This window comes from Mesorhizobium sp. AD1-1 (assembly GCF_020164655.1).
GTDB classification, from domain to species: Bacteria; Pseudomonadota; Alphaproteobacteria; order Rhizobiales; family Rhizobiaceae; genus Mesorhizobium; species Mesorhizobium ciceri.
This window is the reverse complement of the sequence record NZ_JAIUGP010000003.1, coordinates 436,755-455,822: the sequence shown is the minus strand read 5'-3', so window position 1 is coordinate 455,822 and position 19,068 is coordinate 436,755. Positions and strand designations below refer to the sequence as shown.

The 19,068-nt window shown below is 62.1% G+C and carries 21 protein-coding genes; 9 read left to right on the top strand and 12 right to left on the bottom strand.

The features are described 5' to 3' along the window. Window positions 1–14: 14 nt before the first annotated feature. A complete protein-coding gene (locus LB519_RS08895) occupies window positions 15–986 on the bottom strand; it encodes a beta-ribofuranosylaminobenzene 5'-phosphate synthase family protein (protein ID WP_024504393.1) in 972 nt (323 codons plus the stop codon). Window positions 987–1,139: 153 nt separating this feature from the next. Between LB519_RS08895 and LB519_RS08890 the strand changes: the two genes are divergently transcribed. The 6 genes from LB519_RS08890 (at window position 1,140) to fghA (ending at window position 6,984) form a co-directional block, all read left to right on the top strand. Then, complete coding sequence (locus LB519_RS08890) at window positions 1,140–1,520, top strand: 4a-hydroxytetrahydrobiopterin dehydratase (protein WP_013532029.1); 381 nt, start codon at window positions 1,140–1,142, stop codon at window positions 1,518–1,520. A 117-nt stretch (window positions 1,521–1,637) separates the two neighbouring features. Beyond that, window positions 1,638–2,726 (top strand): tungsten formylmethanofuran dehydrogenase, encoded by a 1,089-nt coding sequence (locus LB519_RS08885; RefSeq protein WP_224619538.1) that lies wholly within the window; start codon window positions 1,638–1,640, stop codon window positions 2,724–2,726. Continuing rightward, entirely contained in the window at window positions 2,720–4,351 is a 1,632-nt protein-coding gene (locus LB519_RS08880) for a formylmethanofuran dehydrogenase subunit A (RefSeq protein WP_224619536.1), read from the top strand. Before LB519_RS08885 ends, LB519_RS08880 begins: the two co-directional genes overlap by 7 nt. Beyond that, window positions 4,339–5,247, top strand: a complete 909-nt coding sequence (gene fhcD, locus LB519_RS08875; protein ID WP_224619534.1) for a formylmethanofuran--tetrahydromethanopterin N-formyltransferase — start codon at window positions 4,339–4,341, stop codon at window positions 5,245–5,247. The genes LB519_RS08880 and fhcD overlap by 13 nt, the downstream gene beginning before the upstream one ends. Further along, window positions 5,244–6,053, top strand: a complete 810-nt coding sequence (locus LB519_RS08870; protein WP_224619532.1) for a formylmethanofuran dehydrogenase subunit C — start codon at window positions 5,244–5,246, stop codon at window positions 6,051–6,053. Before fhcD ends, LB519_RS08870 begins: the two co-directional genes overlap by 4 nt. Before the next feature lie 100 nt (window positions 6,054–6,153). Beyond that, window positions 6,154–6,984 (top strand): S-formylglutathione hydrolase, encoded by an 831-nt coding sequence (fghA, locus tag LB519_RS08865; protein ID WP_224619531.1) that lies wholly within the window; start codon window positions 6,154–6,156, stop codon window positions 6,982–6,984. 352 nt (window positions 6,985–7,336) lie between these two features. On the opposite strand, the gene LB519_RS08860 is transcribed toward fghA, so the two are convergent. The 8 genes from LB519_RS08860 to LB519_RS08825 all read right to left on the bottom strand — a co-directional run bounded on the left by LB519_RS08860 (window position 7,337) and on the right by LB519_RS08825 (window position 15,604). Beyond that, window positions 7,337–7,543: a type II toxin-antitoxin system HicB family antitoxin gene (locus LB519_RS08860; RefSeq protein ID WP_024504399.1), complete on the bottom strand. Its 207-nt coding sequence runs from the start codon at window positions 7,541–7,543 to the stop codon at window positions 7,337–7,339. Between the two features lie 4 nt (window positions 7,544–7,547). Further along, window positions 7,548–7,748, bottom strand: a complete 201-nt coding sequence (locus tag LB519_RS08855) for a type II toxin-antitoxin system HicA family toxin (protein WP_224619521.1) — start codon at window positions 7,746–7,748, stop codon at window positions 7,548–7,550. Between the two features lie 6 nt (window positions 7,749–7,754). After that, window positions 7,755–11,537, bottom strand: coding sequence for a vitamin B12-dependent ribonucleotide reductase (locus tag LB519_RS08850; protein WP_224619519.1), 3,783 nt, complete (start codon window positions 11,535–11,537; stop codon window positions 7,755–7,757). 632 nt (window positions 11,538–12,169) lie between these two features. Further along, the gene (locus LB519_RS08845) at window positions 12,170–12,481 is read right to left on the bottom strand and encodes a PilZ domain-containing protein (protein WP_013532019.1); all 312 of its coding nucleotides are present in this window, start codon (window positions 12,479–12,481) and stop codon (window positions 12,170–12,172) included. 133 nt (window positions 12,482–12,614) lie between these two features. After that, window positions 12,615–13,103 (bottom strand): NUDIX hydrolase, encoded by a 489-nt coding sequence (locus tag LB519_RS08840; protein ID WP_224619517.1) that lies wholly within the window; start codon window positions 13,101–13,103, stop codon window positions 12,615–12,617. A gap of 210 nt (window positions 13,104–13,313) precedes the next feature. Further along, the gene (gene gpt / locus LB519_RS08835) at window positions 13,314–13,814 is read right to left on the bottom strand and encodes a xanthine phosphoribosyltransferase (RefSeq protein WP_013532017.1); all 501 of its coding nucleotides are present in this window, start codon (window positions 13,812–13,814) and stop codon (window positions 13,314–13,316) included. Window positions 13,815–13,945: 131 nt separating this feature from the next. Then, a complete protein-coding gene (locus tag LB519_RS08830; protein ID WP_224619516.1) occupies window positions 13,946–14,779 on the bottom strand; it encodes a universal stress protein in 834 nt (277 codons plus the stop codon). Between the two features lie 81 nt (window positions 14,780–14,860). Next, on the bottom strand, window positions 14,861–15,604 hold the full coding sequence (locus LB519_RS08825; RefSeq protein WP_063167866.1) for a competence/damage-inducible protein A: 744 nt from the start codon (window positions 15,602–15,604) through the stop codon (window positions 14,861–14,863). A gap of 135 nt (window positions 15,605–15,739) precedes the next feature. Between LB519_RS08825 and LB519_RS08820 the strand changes: the two genes are divergently transcribed. Together LB519_RS08820 and LB519_RS08815 are read left to right on the top strand one after the other, a co-directional pair. Continuing rightward, window positions 15,740–15,952, top strand: a complete 213-nt coding sequence (locus LB519_RS08820; RefSeq protein ID WP_224619513.1) for a hypothetical protein — start codon at window positions 15,740–15,742, stop codon at window positions 15,950–15,952. A 53-nt stretch (window positions 15,953–16,005) separates the two neighbouring features. Beyond that, the gene (locus LB519_RS08815) at window positions 16,006–16,287 is read left to right on the top strand and encodes a hypothetical protein (protein WP_084016230.1); all 282 of its coding nucleotides are present in this window, start codon (window positions 16,006–16,008) and stop codon (window positions 16,285–16,287) included. 159 nt (window positions 16,288–16,446) lie between these two features. On the opposite strand, the gene LB519_RS08810 is transcribed toward LB519_RS08815, so the two are convergent. From LB519_RS08810 to LB519_RS08800, 3 genes are all read right to left on the bottom strand, one after another. Then, window positions 16,447–16,686, bottom strand: a complete 240-nt coding sequence (locus LB519_RS08810) for a DUF2188 domain-containing protein (RefSeq protein WP_013532013.1) — start codon at window positions 16,684–16,686, stop codon at window positions 16,447–16,449. 30 nt (window positions 16,687–16,716) lie between these two features. Then, entirely contained in the window at window positions 16,717–16,995 is a 279-nt protein-coding gene (locus tag LB519_RS08805; protein ID WP_013532012.1) for a DUF982 domain-containing protein, read from the bottom strand. Window positions 16,996–17,107: 112 nt separating this feature from the next. Next, window positions 17,108–18,211: an NADH:flavin oxidoreductase/NADH oxidase gene (locus tag LB519_RS08800; protein ID WP_024504404.1), complete on the bottom strand. Its 1,104-nt coding sequence runs from the start codon at window positions 18,209–18,211 to the stop codon at window positions 17,108–17,110. A gap of 225 nt (window positions 18,212–18,436) precedes the next feature. Here LB519_RS08800 and LB519_RS08795 point away from each other — a divergent pair, with 225 nt between their 5' ends. After that, window positions 18,437–19,015: an NUDIX domain-containing protein gene (locus LB519_RS08795; RefSeq protein ID WP_024504405.1), complete on the top strand. Its 579-nt coding sequence runs from the start codon at window positions 18,437–18,439 to the stop codon at window positions 19,013–19,015. Window positions 19,016–19,068 lie beyond the last annotated feature (53 nt).

Here is a 19,068-nt window from a genome sequence, read left to right as displayed (position 1 = left end):
CTGAAACTGAAGCGTCAGCTGCCGACCAGATCCAGCCTGGTTGAACTGATCTTCGCGCCGGAGTTCCTGCCCTTGACGATCTTGACCTCAAGGCCGCCCTCAACTGTCGTCTTCCGAACCGCGTCGACGAACTTGAGTGCGGCGTCCTGCGATGGCGCGAAGGCAAAGCCTGTCGGCCCCCAGGAACTCTGGCCGATGCCGACGGCGCCTGCTTCATTGAGACAGTGGGCCACCATCTCGACCCGCTTCGAGGTGAACACGCCGCCCTGGGCCGGGGCGAAATGGCTGCCGATCAGCATCTGTATCGCGGTGACGGCGGCGCCGAATGCCGGAAGGTCCCGCTCGACCAAAGCCGGCATTATGCCCATCAGCACCCTCCGGCAGATCTCCCCACTGCCTGCCGTTGGGAATGGCGGCAGCGAGCGAAACGCCGCAACCTCGGCTGCTCCATGCAGTCCATGCCCGGAATGGTCGAGGATGAGGAGGACGCGCCACTCTTCCGGAAACGGCAGCCGCGCGACGACCGGAGGCGTTCCGCCGCGGTCGTTCTTGCCGGCGTCGACTATGACGCCGCCGTCTTCGAAACTTGCGATGCCGATGCCGGATCGGCCGCCCCGCTCGAGCAGGTTAGCGTCGCCGGCGATGTCCAGAGGCAGATTGTGGAGCGTGCGCAACGCCGAGGCGACGGCAAGGGCGATCTGTGTGCCGGAGCCCAGACCCGCATGACTGGGGATCGACTGCTCTACCACCAGATGGTGCTGGCCGCGAATGCCAAGATGCTTGCAGAGCGTCGATAGATGCTCGCTGGCGCGGGTGCTCTCGGAGCCTTCGACGATGGTCTCGCTGGACCGCGACAGGGTGACGACGGTTTCGGGTTCGCTCAATGGAAGCCCGACGCTGCCGAACCGCCGTCCAGCATCGCCATTGAGATCAAGGAAGCCAAGGTGCAGGCGAGCGGGCACTCGTATGGTAACAGAATTCGACATCTGCCCCCCGATGGGTGCATCATGGATGCATCATGGAAGTTTAGGTGCCCGGTACCATGATAACTGTTTTCGTCGATGGGGCAAGCCAAAGAGAACGCATACGTGTTTGCCGGCTCCGGCGTGTGACAGACCGAGCAATTCGCGGAGGTCGAGATGAACGAGACAGTCAAGGAAAAGGTCTATTCGGAAGCCGAGATCGCCGACCGGCTTGAGAAGGAGTTGCCGAAATGGCGTTATGAAAACGGCTGGATCCGGCGCAAATACAAGACCCACAGCTGGAAATCGACGCTCATGGTCATCAACACGGTTGGTCATCTCGCCGAGGCGGCGTGGCACCATCCTGATATCACCGCCTCCTATGCCTGGGTCGAGGTGCGCCTGACGAATCACGCGGCGAAAGGCATTACCGACAAGGATTTCGAGTTGGCGAAAAAGATCGAGGACGTTGTCCAGTGGCAGCCGGCCAAGGAAGGCGGGGCACTGGAGGGCACTCCGCTGACCGATCAACGCTTCGCTTACGTCAAATATGACTAAGCAGGGTCGGAATTTGTTGACGCGTATGAAAACATTCGCTGATCCGCTGCAGGGTGGGGTTCACGGCCAATCCAGTTTCGTCTAGGATCGAGCCGGCACCAGAAAGTAGTTTAGCGAATGGCGGTTGCTTGGATCGGCAACCGGGAAGCGCTGATTGAGCACGCGGCTGCGCATGCCGCGTCGCTATTGTCGTCAAGTCGGTGCCCGGTTTTCAGCTTTGATACGGATATAGATGGCACGAGGGCGGCGATCGCGCTGGCTGAGCGGGCTGGCGCGGCATACGACCACGCCGATGGTGCGGCACTTGCCCGAGAGACCGCGCTTTTTACCGACAAGGGGGCAATGACCGTCGCCCCCGGAGAGACGCGCCGGCGTGCCGATGTCGTGGTGATCGTGGGCGAGCTCCCGCGGACCCATCATGGTCTTGTCGGCGAACTTGCCGGGACGGTTCCCGACCTCTCGACCGGCAACCAGCGCGCGTTCTTCGTGGTAGGCCCAAACGGGATGTCTATGCCGCCGCTGAACGGCGGACGCAAGGCAACGCAACTTTCCTGTGGCCAAGCTAGCCTCGCCGCCACGCTGGCGGCACTGAGGGCACAGTACAAAGGGCGGCGTACATCGCAACCGGTGTCGAATTTCAATGATTTTGCCAAAGCTCTGGCGGCCGCGCATTTTCCCGTGTTCCTGTTTTCAGGCCACGCCGCCGAAGGCTTGGCATTGGAGATGCTGCAAGGACTGATCGCCGATCTCAATCGCAAATCGCGCGCATCCGGCCTTTATCTGCCGGCGAGCGAAAACGGGTGGGGAAGCGCGCTCGCCTCGGCCTGGATGACAGGTTTTCCGCTGCGCACCGGCTTTGCGCGCGGCCTCCCTGAATTCGATCCCTGGCGCTGCGATGTGGAGCGCATGATCGCTGCCGGCGAAGCTGACCTGCACCTGCGGATCTCCGCCGCAACGGCCCAACTACAGAAAAAAAGGGCACGCATGGCGCTGATTGTGCTGACGAAAACGGAAAAGCCGGTTGCCGGCGCCGCAGTCACCATGGCCATCGGCGAGGCTGGGGTCGATCACGATGCGGTTGTCTACTCCAGCCGCACGGGCTCGCTCAGGTCGATCGATGCGCAAGCGGCCTCGCAATTGCCCTCCGCCGCGACGATCATCCGCCTGATCGCTACCCACGCCTTCGCCGAGCCACTGCCATGCTGACGAAAATCGCCGGCGGCGACATCATCGATCCCGTCAACGGCCGTCTCGGCAAAGGCGACCTCTGGATCAAGGACGACAAGATCGTTCCGGCGCCGGCGGGAGGGGCGGCCGACCGGACCATCGAAGCCAGCGGCTGCATCGTGATGGCTGGCGCCATCGACATCCACTCCCACATCGGTGGCGGCAATGTGAACACCGCGCGGCTGCTCTTGCCCGAACAGCATGCCGCCCATCAGCTGCGGCCAGCAATGACGCCGCTCTCCAATGCCGGCTGGTCGACGTTCCAGACCGGCTGCCTCTACGCAAAAATGGGCTTTACAACGGTCGTCGAGCCGGCGATGTCGCCGGGAGCGGCGCTGCACACGCATCTCGAACTGGCTGACATCCCGATTATCGACAAAGCGACCCTTGCCATTCTCGGCAACGACGATTTCCTGTTGTCGATGATCCGCGACGACGCCCCCCGGACGATGATCGAGGACTATGTCGCCTGGACGGTCGCTTCGACGCGAGCGCTTGGGGTCAAGGTGATCAACGCCGGTGCGGCGGCCGCCTTCAAGGAGAACGTCCGCACCTTCTCGCTGGATGATGTCGTGCCTTCCTATGGCGTCAGTTCGCGCAAGATCGTCAAGACGCTGCAGGCCGCCGTCGACAGTCTTGGCTTGCCGCATCCCTTGCATGTCCATTGCAACAATCTGGGCAGCCCCGGATCGGCGGATACGGCGGCTGCGACGATTGCAGCGGCGGATGGACTGCCGCTGCATCTCGCCCACCTCCAGTTCTATGGCTATGGCACGGAAGGAAAACGCGGGTTTTCCTCTGCCGCCGCACGGCTTGCCGAACTGGTCAACGCGACGCCGGAAGTCACCATCGATATCGGCCAGGTGATGTTCGGCCAGACGGTCACGGTCTCCTCCGACGTCATGCGGCAGTTTTCGGCGCGTGGCAGCGCACACCCGAAAAAGACCGTCATTCATGACGGTGACGGCAATGGCGGCGGCATCGTGCCTTACAGCTATGGCAAGGACTTCTACGGCACGATGCAGTGGGCGATCGGGCTCGAGCTTTTTCTCCTGATCGACGATCCCTGGCGTGTGTTCTTCACCACCGATCATCCCAACGGTGCACCTTTTACCGCCTATCCGGCGCTGTTCGAACTGCTGATGAGCCGGGAAGCGCGCGCCGAAATGGCCGCCGGACTTTCACGATCCGCCCTGGTGCTCTCTACCCTGGCCGCAATCGACCGCGAATACACGTTCGAGGAAATCGCCATCATGACGCGCGCGGCGCCAGCCAAGCTGCTCGGCTTGACGGATCGAGGCCATCTCGGCGCCGGCGCAACAGCCGACGTCGCTGTCTATCGCAGGGACCGCAGTATCGCGAAAATGCTCGGACAGGCGGCGTATGTTTTCAAGGATGGCGATCTCGTCGTGCAAGACGGGGAAATCATCCATTACCGCTGGGGCAAGGCATTGAGGCTCAAGCCGCCTGTCGACAAGGCAATGGTGCGACGGCTCGAGGACTATCACCAGCAGCGCTACGGCCTGTCGCTGGACTGGTTTAATTTCCCGGATTCCGCGATTGCGCGCGAACAGCCATTCGGCGAGGTGCCATGCCGAACATGAGCATCAATGGCGTAACGATCGACGATACCTTCGCGGAAGCCTTCGGCATGCGCGCAACCGCCATCGTCATCACCGCGCCGAGCCGGAAATGGGCTCGCCAGGCGGCGATCACGATGACCGGCTTCGCCACCTCGGTGATCGGTTGCGGCTGCGAAGCGGCAATCGATCTCGACCTGCCGCCATCGGCTACACCGGATGGCCGGCCGGGCTGCCGCGTCATGATTTTCGCGATGGGAACGGACGAATTGCAGAAACAACTGCTCAATCGTGTCGGCCAGTGCGTTTTGACCTCGCCGGGTTCCGCCTGCTTTGCCGGGCTGCAGGGCAGCGCCGAGCTCAAGCTCGGTTCGGCACTGCGTTATTTCGGCGACGGCTGGCAAATCTCCAAGAAGATCGGCGACAGGCATTTCTGGCGTATTCCCGTCATGGATGGCGAGTTCCTGTGCGAAGCAACGACTGGACTGACGAAGGAAGCTGTCGGTGGCGGCAATTTCTTTGTCATGGCGCAAAGCAGCGCCAACGCTTTGGCCGCTGCCGAGGCCGCGGTCAATGCGATCGGCATGGTGCCTGGCGCCATCGTGCCGTTTCCGGGCGGCATTGCCCGTTCGGGTTCCAAGATTGGTGGCAAATACAAAGGCATGATCGCCTCGGCCAACGAAGCCTACGCGCCGACGTTGCGCGGCGTCGTCGCGAGTGAACTCGGTCCCGACATCAACGCCGTCCTGGAAATCGTCATCGATGGTGAGACCAATGATGCCGTTGCCGCCGCGATGAAGGCCGGCATCAAGGCTGTGATAGAGCTCGGACCGAAAAAAGGCGCGGTTCGGATCAGCGCCGGCAATTACGGCGGCAAGCTCGGGAAATTCATCTACTCGCTGAAGGATATGCTGCCATGAAGGCGCTGACCTTCACCCTGGTTGCCGAGCCGCCGGAGCGCCTTGACCTGTCGCCGCTGACGCCGGAGCGGCTGGCCGGGATCGAAAGGCGCGACGTCGAAAGAATCCAGATCGGCATGACGAAGCACGGCTCGAAGGTGGGCGACATTTTTCGCGTCGCCGGCAGCGATCCGACAAACATCGTGTTCGAAGGCGGAAGCACGCGCCTCGACCTTGTGGCGCAAGGCATGCGGGGTGGGTCGGTTCGCCTCGTTGGCAATGCCGGCGCCCAGGCCGGGCGCGCCATGCGCGGTGGCAAGCTCACGATCGAAGGCAATGCGGGTCCACACGCCGGCTCCGGCATGCGCGGCGGCAGGCTTGAGATAACGGGCAATGCCGGCGACCACCTCGGTGCGCCGCTCGTCGGGGAACTGGCCGGCATGAACGGCGGTGTTTTGATCGTCAGGGGCAAAGCGGGCGCCTTCGCCGCGGACCGCATGCGGCGCGGCCTGATCGCGGTGCTGAAAGGCTCCGGCGACCATGCAGGCAGCCGTATGATCGCCGGCACCCTGGTGGTGGCCGGTGGCACCGGTGAGATGCCCGGCTATCTGATGCGTCGCGGTTCGATCCTTCTCGATCGCGCGCCGGCACGCATGTCGCCGAGCTTCGTCGAATGCGGCGCACCCGAAAGCGTCTTCGCCGCCATCATCGATCGTTATCTGATCGCCGAGGGCATTTTGAAACGGCCGCTTCTGGGGAGCGCACCGCGCAAATATGGCGGGGATAACGCAGTGCTCGGAATGGGCGAGGTTCTTTTTCCGCGCTGAGATCCGTCGACACAGGAACCATACGATGGCAGGACGCAAGTGCTTGCCGCTGGGGTAGTGGTGGGGCCGACCGTCATTCGACCTGCAACGTGGAGAACACATGAAAATCATCTCTCAAGCGAAAGCCCATGGCGGCGTGCAGGGCGTCTATTCCCATTTGTCGACGAGTTGCCGTTGCGACATGACTTTTGCCGTTTTCATACCTCCGCAGGCGCGGGAGGCGCCTTGTCCCGTTGTGTGGTATCTCTCAGGCCTGACGTGTACCCACGCCAATGTAATGGACAAGGGCGAGTACAGGCGCATGGCCGCCGAGCTTGGCCTGATCGTCGTTTGTCCCGACACCAGCCCGCGCGGGGCCGACATTCCGGATGAAAAAGACAACTGGCAGTTCGGCTCCGGCGCCGGCTTCTATCTCGATGCGACGCAAGAGCCTTTTGCGAAGAACTATCGTATGTATTCCTATGTCGCCGAGGAGTTGCCAGCTCTCATCGCGGCTGAATTTCCAGCCGATATGGCGCGCCAGGCAATCTTTGGCCATTCGATGGGCGGGCATGGCGCGCTGACGATTGCCTTGAAGAATCCGCAACGTTTCAAGAGCTGCTCGGCGTTCGCCCCGATCGCCCAGCCAAGCACCGCCGGCTGGTCAAGACCGGCCTTTGAGAAGTATCTCGGCAAGGATGAGGCTTCGTGGCGAAGCTGCGACGCGACGTCGCTCATCGACGACGGATACCGTTTCCCCGAATTTTTGGTGGATCAGGGAACGTCGGACGGATTTCTTGACGACGGGCTGAGGCCTTGGCTGCTTGAAGCGGCCTGCGCCAAAGCAGGTATTCCGCTAAAGCTGCGGATGCAGGATGGATACGATCACTCGTATCTTTTCATCTCCAGCTTCATGGACGACCATCTGAGATGGCATGCTGAGAGGCTTTGATCTGGGCAGGCCGAAGGCATGGCCAGATGCAAACAAGTTATTGCGACGCCTTACACCGAGAGCGCCGCGCTTGCCGCCGTCAAACGCTACACATCCCTGGATTGCGAAAATACTGAAAGCACTGGCCAGCCCCGATGAGGTTCCCGACCCACCCTGCGGCGGCTGGGGCGAAATGCCTGACGGCATCCAGCGGCATCCAGTATTTCGAAGTACCCTTGGGCGAGGGTCGGAAGCTGCTGTTCGTCCGCATCGGCCAGGACGAGCCGTTGTTTGACAAGCAGACGCTAAGGGTGTTGCCGGCGAGTTAGACGCCCCGACCAGAGCCTGATCCGGATCGAGTGGAGGCCTGCCTCTATGCCTCTACGTATTCCGCGAGGCTGACACCCTTGGGCACATCCAGCCCATCGGCTCGCAAACCTTCGATGTGAAAGCGTATTGCATCGCGAATCTCGGTTTCCACTTCAGGCACAGTGGCACCTGTTGCGATGCAGCCGGGTAGGTCCGGCACATAGGCAGAAAAATTATTTCCTGCTTTTTCAATCACCACCGCGTAACGCATGTCATCACTCCTTCAAACCTGACTGCTTGAGGATGCTGTTCAGTGTTCCTGGCGCAACCTCTTCAGACGGCTTGCCAGCCACGGTGACGCGGCCGGCTTTGAATTCATGCTTATATTGGCGATGGCTGCCCTTGGTTGCAACCAGATACCAGCCATCGGCCTCCAGCAGGCGAATGATCTCGCGAACTGTAAGCCGAGGTGGCACTAGATCTCAGCTGCACCCGCTCGTCGAACCGCACGTGTCGCACTTCTCGCAGGTCCCATTCCGCACCATGGTAAAATTCTGGCACTCGGAGCAGGAATTGCCGGTGTAGCCCTGGAGCAGCGATTTGGCGCGGCGGTCGTTGGCAATTTTTTTTGCTTCGGCCGCCTCGACGGCCGCCGCGTCGGTGAACAATCCTGCCGTGGCGTCGGAGGCAGCACCCGCCGCTTCCTCGAAGGCGATGTCCTCGGCCAATTCCTTTGCCCGCTCCTCATAGTCGCGCTTGTAGGCGACCGCTTCGTCGCTGGCGGGTTTCAGCGCCAGCACGTTGGAGCCGGAGAAGGCGGTCGGTGCCGAGCGGGCAGGGGCGCCCGATGGGGCCGCAAAGCCTTTCGGATCGTTGCCGCTGACGCGCGACACCAGCTTCACCGGCGAGGCGCCACGGGTCAGGCCCTTGGAGACCGCATCGGTCTTGCCTTCGCTGATGCCACGGCCAAGTGCGGTGTTGGAAAAGTCCGACTGGTCGACATGGGCGAGATCGTTGCGCCCGAGATAGGAGATCGCCAGTTCACGGAACACGTAGTCGAGGATCGACGTCGCGCTCTTGATGGCGTCATTGCCCTGCACCATGCCGGCCGGCTCGAACTTGGTGAAGGTGAAGGCATGCACATATTCGTCGAGTGGCACGCCATATTGCAGGCCCAGCGAGATGGCGATGGCGAAGTTGTTGAGAAGGCCACGCAAGGTAGCGCCTTCCTTGTTCATGTCGATGAAGATCTCGCCGAGACGGCCATCGTCATATTCGCCGGTGCGCAGGAAGATGGTGTTGCCACCGATCTTGGCTTTCTGCGTGTAACCCTTGCGGCGGCCGGGCAGCTTTTCCTGCTCGCGCGACACGCGCTCGATGATGCGCTCGACGATCCGTTCGGTGATCTGTGCGGCACGTGCTGCCGCAGGTGCGGCGAGCAGCTGCTCGACGGCTTCATCCTCGTCGTCCTCGCCATCGGCGAGCAGCGAGGAATTGAGCGGCTGCGACAGTTTCGAGCCGTCGCGGTAGAGCGCGTTGGCCTTCAGCGCCAGCTTCCACGACAGCATGTAGGCGCCCTTGGCGTCTTCCACCGTCGCATCGTTGGGCATGTTGATGGTCTTCGAGATCGCGCCGGAAATGAAGGGCTGTGCAGCCGCCATCATCTGAATGTGGCTGTTGATCGAAAGCGAGCGCTTGCCGATCTTGCCGCACGGGCTGGCGCAGTCGAACACGGCGAGGTGTTCGGCCTTGAGGAACGGCGCGCCTTCCAGCGTCATCGCACCGCAGACATGGATGTTGGCGGCCTCGATGTCCTTCCGGGAGAAGCCGAGCGCCGGCAGCATCTCGAACGAGAAGTCGTTGAGCTGCTCGTCGGTGAAGCCGAACGTCTCCTTCACCCAGTCGGCGCCGAGCGTCCACTGGTTGAAGACGAACTTGATGTCGAAGGCCGACTTCAAGGCTGCGTTGAGCGCCGCGATCTTGTCGTCGGTGAAGCCCTTGGCCTTGAGCGCGCCGGGATTGATGGCCGGCGCCTGGTTGAGGTTGCCGTGGCCGACCGCATAGGCCTCCATTTCGGCGATCTGGGCTTCGGAATAGCCGAGCGTGCGCAGCGCTTCCGGCACGGCGCGGTTGATGATCTTGAAATAGCCGCCGCCGGCCAGCTTCTTGAACTTCACCAGCGCGAAGTCGGGCTCGATGCCGGTGGTGTCGCAATCCATGACCAGGCCGATCGTGCCGGTCGGCGCGATGACGGTCGCCTGCGCGTTGCGGTAGCCATGCTCCTCGCCGAGTTCGATGGCGCGGTCCCAGGCGGCCTTGGCGTGGGTTGCAAGGTCCTGCTGCTTCAGGTCGGAAGCGACGAGCGGCACCGGGTTGACGGCGAGCTTCTCGTAGCCCTGCTTCTCGCCATAGGCGGCACGGCGATGGTTGCGCATGACGCGCAGCATGTTCTGGGCATTGCGGTCGTAGTCGGCGAAGGCGCCGAGTTCGCCGGCCATCTCGGCCGAGGTGGCATAGGCCATGCCGGTCATGATCGCGGTGAGTGCGGCGCAGATCGCGCGGCCTTCATCGGAGTCGTAGGGAATGCCCGACGTCATCAGCAGGCCGCCGATATTGGCATAGCCGAGGCCGAGCGTGCGGTATTCGTAGGACTGCTTGGCGATCTCCTTCGACGGGAACTGCGCCATCATGACGGAGATTTCGAGCACGATGGTCCACAGCCGCACCGTGTGCTCGTAGGCTGCGATGTCGATCGTGCCGTCGGCGTTGCGGTAGGGCAGCAGATTGATCGAGGCGAGATTGCAGGCCGTGTCGTCGAGGAACATGTATTCGGAGCACGGGTTGGACGCCCGGATCGCACCGGCGGAAGCGCAGGTGTGCCAGTCGTTCATCGTCGTGTTGAAATGCAGGCCCGGATCGGCCGACGCCCAGGCGGCGTAACCGATCTTTTCCCAGAGATCCCTGGCCTTCAGCGTCTTCAGCACCTTGCCGTCCTTGCGGGCGGTCAGGTGCCAGTCGGCATCGTCCTCAACGGCGCGCAGGAAATTATCCTTCAGCGACACCGAATTGTTGGAATTCTGGCCCGAAACCGTGAGGTAGGCGTCCGAATCCCAGTCTGTGTCGTAGGTCTTGAACGACATCGAGCTATAGCCCTGCTTGGCGAACTGGATGACGCGGTAGATGTAGTTCTCCGGCACGGCCGACTTCTTGGCCGCCTTGATCTCGCGCTTCAGCGCGGAGTTGATCGACGGGTCGAAGCAGTCGTCGCCATTGCCTTCGCAGTTGACGCAGGCCTTCATGATCGCTTCGAGATGCTTCTTGACGATCTTCGAGCCGGTCACCAGCGAGGCGACCTTCTGCTCTTCATTGACCTTCCAGTCGATGAATTCCTCGATATCGGGGTGGTCGGCGTCGACAATGACCATTTTGGCGGCGCGTCGCGTCGTGCCGCCCGACTTGATGGCGCCCGCCGCGCGGTCGCCGATCTTGAGGAAGCTCATCAGGCCCGACGAGCGGCCGCCACCGGACAGTTTTTCGCCTTCGCCGCGCAGCAGCGAGAAGTTGGAGCCGGTACCGGAGCCGTATTTGAACAGGCGCGCTTCACGCACCCACAGATCCATGATGCCGCCCTCGTTGACGAGGTCGTCCTGTACGCCCTGGATGAAGCAGGCATGCGGCTGCGGATGCTCGTAGGAGGATTTCGACTTGGTCAGCTTGCCGGTGAAGGGGTCGACATAGAAGTGGCCCTGGCTCGGCCCGTCGATGCCATAGGCCCAGTGCAGGCCGGTGTTGAACCATTGCGGCGAGTTCGGCGCGACGCGCTGGGTGGCCAGCATGTAGGCAAGCTCGTCACGGAAGGCGCGTGCGTCTTCTTCCGACGCCTTGAAGTAGCCGCCCTTCCAGCCCCAATAGGTCCAGGTGCCGGCAAGGCGGTCGAAGACCTGGCGGGCGTCGATCTCGGAACCGTAGCGCTCGGCTTCCGGCAGCTTGGCGAGTTCCGCCTCATCGGCGACGGAGCGCCACAGGAAGGAGGGGACGTCGTTCTCTTCGATCTTCTTCAGGCGTGCCGGAACACCGGCCTTGCGGAAATATTTCTGTGCCAGGATATCGGCTGCGACCTGGGAGAACTGCGCCGGCACGTCGATATTGTCCAAGCGGAACACCACCGAGCCATCCGGATTCTTGATCTCCGAAAGCGCCTTGCGGAATTCGATCTCCGCATAGGCGGACTGTCCTGGCTTGGTGAAACGACGCTCGATGCGCATTGGTCCGGTCCCTTTTGTCTATATGTAGCGCTTTTCCCCAGGGATTTCTGCCCCCCGATGCGAAACGCGCATGTCCGCCGTCTGCCGGCGTTCGAAAACGGCCGGCTCTCCATTTCGCAGCCTCCGCCGGCCCTGCTGGTCAAACTCCTTGCGAAGTGCCTGTCCAACGTGCCGACGAACCCACGGGTCCCTCAAAACTGATTTTTTTCCGATTCCCTCGGTCGAGGGAAATTCACACTATCTAGCGTCGAACCTACCTGCAAACACTAAATATAGTATTAACAGACAATTTATTCAAGCCCGACAATTGTCCCTATCGACCCCAACCGCCCCACAGTTCCAACGCTTCCGCCGGCCTCGTAACCAGGCGAAAATGCGAGCAGAACGCACATAATCCGGGAAAAAGACCGGGCTCAGAACTTTCCGGTCGCACTCTCAACAGGAGCGCATGGCCTATAAAAGGCGACTCGTTTTGCGCCGTCAAGGATTCGTTTGCGTAGCTTTTGTGACCCCAACATCTTGTGTGTCACATATGTGGATAACGGGGATAGAATGCGGTGCGGCGATCGCAATTTTGCCGTCACCAGGCAATCCGGACGCGGCAACGATCCAAAGCGTCGTGCCTGAATGGATCAGCCGTAGTGCAGCCTGGGTTTTGGCTCGGTGCCGGTGAACTGCACCCCGATACGGTCATTGCGACGCCAGCGGACCTCACACCGATAGGCAATGCCGTCGAGCGGCACATAGAGAAGGAAGCGATCGGGAACCCGGGCTTCCAGCGGTATCTTCAGTTCGGCTCCGCCTTCGTGTTGATTGCGCAGCGTGCAGCCGACTTCCGAATTCGAAATTCCGGTGATGATCGACCCGCCCTTGAGCACGCGCGGACGATGCTCGCGCTCAGGCTCGTCGGACTCGTTTGGAATTGGATTTGCGGGATTCGCCATCGATCAAAAAATACCAGAGCTGCCGAATCCTACCTTTGATTCCTTAGCAAAGCATTCATGTCGATGCGCGGCAACGCGTGTCCAGCCTTTGCAAGCAAGTCCCGTTTTGCAAAGAGCGCGGTGTGGCCGCCCGTCAGGAGAAGCTGTGCGGGTCGGCGCAGAAATAGGCGATGATCTGGCAAAGGTCGGGTTCGTTGACCATGCGCACCGCTTCGCTTGCACGGACCCATTTGCGGGTGCGTGAGCGTTTTTCCTTCCAGCGGTCCGCGACTTTGTCGACATGCAGCGGAAACACCAGGACCTCGCACGGGACTTCTTCGCCGGAAGCCAGCGCCTTGGCGTAGAAGTAACGGCCGGCTTCAAGATGAGAGACACGGCCGCGCAGCCCGGCCTCCTCGCCGGCTTCGCGCGCGGCGGCCTGGCAGAGCGGCTCCCTGGCCTCCGGCCAACCCTTGGGCAAAACCCAACGGCCGGTATCGCGGCTGGTGATCAGCATGATTTCGACGCCGTCTCCCGTGTCGCGCCAGGGCAGGGCGGCAACCTGCAGGCGGCACGGCGCGGTGCCGAAGAGCCGTCGGACCCTTTCGGCCAGATGATTGTGTGTCGTTGGCCTCGTCAACATCGAAGAAGCTAGCCCCAGCCTCCGGAATCGTTTGCCGTCTCACGAATCTTACGGCTAATTGTCGGCAATAAAAGTAAAAAATTTCATTCGCCTGGCCAATTTCCGCCAATAGACGTCGATTTCGCGAAATATCCGGCTCTGCCGGACGTGTTTGCGAAAGCAAATCCATCCCCGGTGCAAGCTGCTGGTCTGTAACAGGGTAGTTGCGAATCAGCCGGCGTGGTCGTCGGCGATCGGCTTCTGGTAGGTGAAGCCCATATCCCACGGGAAATAGATCCAGGTGTCCTGGCTGACTTCGGTGACGAAAGTATCGACCAGCGGCCTGCCTTTCGGCTTGGCATAGACGGTGGCGAAATGCGCCCTGGGCATCATCGCGCGCACGATGCCCGCCGTCTTGCCGGTGTCGGTCAGGTCGTCGATGATCAGCACGCCGGCGCCGTCTTCGGCGAGCAGGGCAGGGGTGATCTCCTTGAGGACCTGCAGCTGCCCCTGGCTGGTATAATCGTGATAGGAGGCGACGCAGACGGTTTCGATGACGCGGATGCCAAGTTCACGCGAGATGATCGCCGCCGGCACCAACCCGCCTCGCGTGATGCAGACGATCGCTTTCCATTGCCCTTTGTTGGCGCCGGCAAGCCGCCAGGCGAGTGCGCGAGCGTCGCGATGGAACTGGTCCCAGGAGACCGGAAAGGCTTTTTCGGGAAGGGACATGTCGCGCACTCCACAGCACGCGGGGATCGCGCGCAAGAAAACAGGGGAATGCGCGCGGAATTAGCTGGAAAGCCCCCATCTTGGCAAGAGCAGGGGCCTTGGCAAGGCAAGGGCCAGCGATCGCTGTGGGCTTACCGCGACAGGAAGGCTGCCACCGGTGCGGTGCGCAGCACGCTGCGCGTCACGCCGCCGAACAGAAGCTGGCGCAGCCATGAATGGCTGTAGGCGCCGAGCACCAGCAGATCGGCGCCGGTTTCCGCGATCCTGGTCTGGATGATGTCATCGACCGAACTGCCGCCCGACTGCTGCACCGAGACGCTGACGGTGGCGCCGTGGCGCGACAGCGCCGCCGCGATTTCGGCGCCGGCGGCCTCCGGGCTGTCGTCGAGCGTTTCAGGAGGGTCGATAACCAATATGTCGGTCTTCTCGGCTTCGATGATGAAGGGCAGCGCGTCGAAGGCGGCGCGCGCCGCTTCCTTGCTGCCGTTCCAGGCGAGCAAGACGCGTTTGAAGGTGGTGATCAGCGGACCCTCGTGCGGCACCACCAGCACCGGCCGGCCGGCATCGTAGACCAGCGTGTCAACGTCCGCGCTGGAATCGCCGCCCGTTTCGCGCTGCGCTGCTATGATCAGGTCGGCGGCCCGCACGCTCGAAATCCCGGTCAGCGCACTGTCACCCGAAAAGCTCTCCAGGCTTCGCCACTCGAAGGAAAGACCGGAATCCTCGATACGCCTGAGAAACAGCGTCCTCAACTTCTCGGCCCGTTCCCGGTTCATATCTGCCGAAACCTGCAGGAATTCGGTGTCGGGAAAGCCTGTGGCAGAGGTGTAGGGCACGGGAAGCGTTTCGGCGTGGATGCCGACCAGATGGCTCTGGAACCGGGTGGCGAGCGGAATGGCGCAGTCGAGCACGCGCTCGGCGTCCTGCTCGTTCTGCAGAATGGCGACGATGGTTTTGAATCGCATGACAATCCCTCAGTTTACGAGCTGGCGAACTCGTGCCGGGGAAACGTTGCAGCGTCGTGCTTTGTTCCGGTCTGGACCAGATCAGCCGGGATTGCTGGCGAAGCCGGCGACCATCGCCTCGACATCGGCGCGGGCAGCGTCCAGCGCCTCTTGGCTGCGGGCACGCACGACCAGTTCGGTCCAGAACTTGCCATCGCCATATTTCGGGTAGGAGCCGATGATCGTATCGGGATGCGCTTTCTGGATATCACCCAGCGGCCCCCCGATGAGGCCTTCGCCGAACGGGCAGGGCACGGTCGCCGACAGCATCTTTGTGCCGGCCTTCAGCGTCGGCACGACATTGTCGAGCATGGCCTGGAAAATCGACGGCACGCCGGCCATGACGTGGACGTTGCCGATGCGAAAGCCAGGCGCGACCGACACCGGATTGTCGATGAGATCGGCGCCGCGCGGCATCCGTGCCATGCGCTTGCGGGCCTCGGTATATTCGATGCCGCGCGCGGCATAGCTTGCTTCCAGCATCGCATAGGCCCGGGCATCGTATTCGCAAGGCACGCCAAAGGCCTTGGAGATGGAATCGGCCGTGATGTCGTCATGCGTCGGCCCGATGCCGCCGGTGGTGAAAACATAAGTGTAGCGCGCGCGCACGGCGTTCACCGCCGCGATGATCTCGTCTTCCTCGTCCGGGACGATGCGCACTTCCTTCAGGTCGATGCCGATCGCCGTCATGATGTCGGCGAGATGGCCGATGTTCTTGTCCTTGGTGCGGCCGGACAGAATCTCATCGCCGATGACGAGCATGGCGGCGGTCACGATTTCAGGCATGGGAAGCTCCGGCAAGCGAGTGGCCAGGGAAGGCGAGTGGTCTGAGATAGCGCGGCGCGGCGGTGGCCGCAATGTCATCTCCGCGGCGCCGGCTTCCCTGCCCGACTGCATGACCGCCGGAGGTGGATGGCTCGGTTGAGTCCAACGCATTTCCCCACCATGTTCTGCGATAACGTGGCGGTCGAGCAAGATCTCGGCCGCATCGAGGGGCCCAACGGCAAGGGGCACATGCCGCAATTCGTGGCCGCGGAGCGAACCGCCGCATCCATCGAGCGCATCGCCGGCCGGGCTTTGCTGATCGGGGCCTCACCTCAGCTTCACGACAATTTCAAGGAACCATTCGGCTGACAACCGGGTTTTATGAGTGTCGCACCAAGGCGGCTAAGATATGGAGTGATTCAATGGTTACAAAAATTCTCGCAGCATCCGTCCTGACGATCGGTCTCGCAACATCGGCGATGGCCCAGTCACTGGACGACAGGTATTCCAACAATCGTGACTGGTGGCTGTTCGGTAACAACGACCAGACAACTGTCGACCCCTATACCACGGGAAGCATCAGTGACGGCTCCGGGTTGAACACCCAAGGCAACACCGGCGCAATAGGCCCATGTGCCCACAACACACCGGGCCCGGACGCTAACGCAGGGCAAAACGTCAACGATCAGTATTGCGGCAAATAGCCAGAACGTGATTTCCGAAAAGCGCACGCCGATTTTCTGGAAATCCATGTTCGAGGGCTAGTCCGCAAGGACAGCCGCTGGCCGCTGGCGCGTCCTCTCTCCGGACGGCGCTGCGGTCGGCGCTCTGTCGGACCGCTCCACATCAACCGCGATACCGAATCAATCCGAGACTTCTGTCTGCGGCCGGTCGCGGCCGTCGGCCAGTTCCTCATGCCATTTTCCCTCGGCGTCCTCATACTGGATGCCGTCCGTCGCTCCGGCGACCTGCTGCTCGGCCGAGGCGATTTCGGCGGCGCGCAACGCGTCCTGATGCGTCGGAAACGTCTCGGAAAAGGTCGCTCCGACCTTGTAGGCCCAGCCGCCGTCATGTTCGACGATCTTGTAAGTCAGCTTCGCCATGAAAAACCTCCGGTTGAAAGGTCCGTCTGCTCAATGCAGTCGGTCGTCGGGCAGTCTGTCGTCGGGCACCAGCACTTCCGATTCCTTGGCGGCTTCAATCAGCGCCCGGCGCGCATCTGCTGTCGAACGATAACCTTCCAGCACTTTGAGGCAAGTGTCGAGGGCATCACGATGGCGCGGGCCGCGATTGAGCGGCCACACCGTCATCAGGCACTCCGCGGCTTCCTGGGCGCTGCGGATGTGGCGATATTTGCCGACGTGGCCAAGTTCGACGACGACCGGCACTTCAAAAGGTTTGTTGTCCATCATGGCCGCAACGCAAAGCAGCCAATTTGGTTGCAACCATGGCCGTCAGCCTGCGCCCAAACGTCTCAGAGGCTGTTTGAAGGCTCTACAGTGCCGTGTCGGGAGCGCGAACCGTTCAGCCCGCCGCCTTCATCCAATGCTGCATCGTGGTCACCGAACGGGCAAGTTGTGGCGCCGGGTGGATTGTCTCGCTGAATGTCGCCGCCGCACGCCACCCCCAGCGCGGATCAGCCAGGAAGGCCCGCGCCAGCGCCACCATGTCGGCGCGGCCCTCGGTGACGATCGCTTCGGCCTGCTTGGGGTCGTCGATCAGGCCGACGGCGCGGGTCGGAATATCAGCGCCCTTGCGCACCGCCTCCGCCAGATGCACCTGATAGCCGGGGCCGGTGGGCAATTTCTGCAACGGCGAATTGCCGCCGCTCGAACAGCAGAGATAGGCAACGCCCTCGTCCTTCAGCGCTTTGGCCACTTCGATCGCGTCCGCCACGTCGAAGCCGCCGTCGACCCAATCCTTCACCGACAGCCTTGCGCCGAGCATCAGCTTTGGCACCGCCTTGCGCACCGCCTTGGTGATTTCGACGGCAAAACGCATGCGGTTTTCCAGCGCGCCACCCCAGCGGTCCGTGCGCTGGTTGGACAAGGGCGACAGGAACTGGAAGATCAAATAGCCATGCGCGGCGTGCAGTTCGAGGAAATCGAAGCCGGCGCGTTCGGCTCGCCTTGCCGCCTCGGCGAAGCGCTCGATCAGCTGTAGGATCTCCTCGTCCTCCAGAGCGTGCGGCACGTTCCAGCCGGTGTCGTAGGGGATGGCCGAGGCGGAGACGGTCTGCCAGGGATCCTCGTTTGGCTTCAGTGGCCCGCCGCCCTCCCACGGCTTGCGGTTCGAAGCCTTGCGGCCGGCATGGGCGAGTTGGGAGCCGAATTTCGTGCCGGGTGCGGCGACGCGTCGTGCAGCGTCCAGCGCGCGGCGGGCGGCCGCTTCATTGTCTTCGGAGTAAAGGCCGAGGCAGCCATGGGTGATACGCCCGCGCCGCTCGACATCGGTCATCTCGACCGTGACCATGCCGGCGCCGGACATTGCGAGGTTCATCCAGTGATGGAGATGCCAGTCGCTGGCCGAGCCGTCCTCGGCGGAATACTGGCACATCGGCGCGACGGCGATGCGGTTGGGGAAGGTGAGGCCGTCGAGAGTGATCGACTGGAAAAGCGACGCTGTCATGAGAAACTCCGGGAGGGTTCGCAGCTATTTAGGCGACCGATGGCGCCTGCGCCAGACACGAGGCGGTGAAAGGGCTTCTGGACCAATCACGGGCGGGATTGCCGAAATGCCGGTTCGCGGCTACGCCTCGGCCAGGCATGTCTCCCAAAAGTGGCTCCGGTTTTGGGAGAACGACAGGCATAAACAGGAGCATGAAGTGCGACGCGCTTTAGCATGGAGACCGGGATGGAAGATCGTATTCGCGTCCGTTCGGAGGAAATCCTCTCCGACGACTGGGCCATCCTGAAGAAGACCGTCCTCGACTACCGCCGGCGCGACGGTCAGTGGGAGACGCAAATCCGCCAGACCTATGATCGCGGCGATGGTGCGGTGATCCTGCCTTACGACCCCTTGCGTTCGACCGTGCTTCTGGTGCGCCAGTTCCGCTATCCCGCTTACGTCACCGGCCACCGCGAGCCGCTGATCGAGGCCTGTGCCGGCCTGTTGGACGAAAACGATCCGGAGACCGCCATCCGCAAGGAAGCCGAGGAAGAGCTGGGTTATCGCTTGAAGGATATCGAGCGGCTGTTTTCGCCCTATATGAGCCCCGGCAGCGTCACCGAACGGCTCTGGTTTTTCATCGGCCGCTATTCACCCGCCGACCGCATCTCGGCCGGCGGCGGCGCGCAAGAAGAGGGCGAGGACATCGAGGTTCTGGAAATGCCGCTCGACGAGGCGCTGGCCGGCATCGCCGATGGCCGTATCGTCGACGCCAAGACCATCATCTTGATCCAGCATCTGAAGCTCAATCCGATGCCTGCCTGAACGGCGCCGGTCCTCCTTCGCCAGGGCTTTCGGGTGGCCCGCCACCCGAAGCT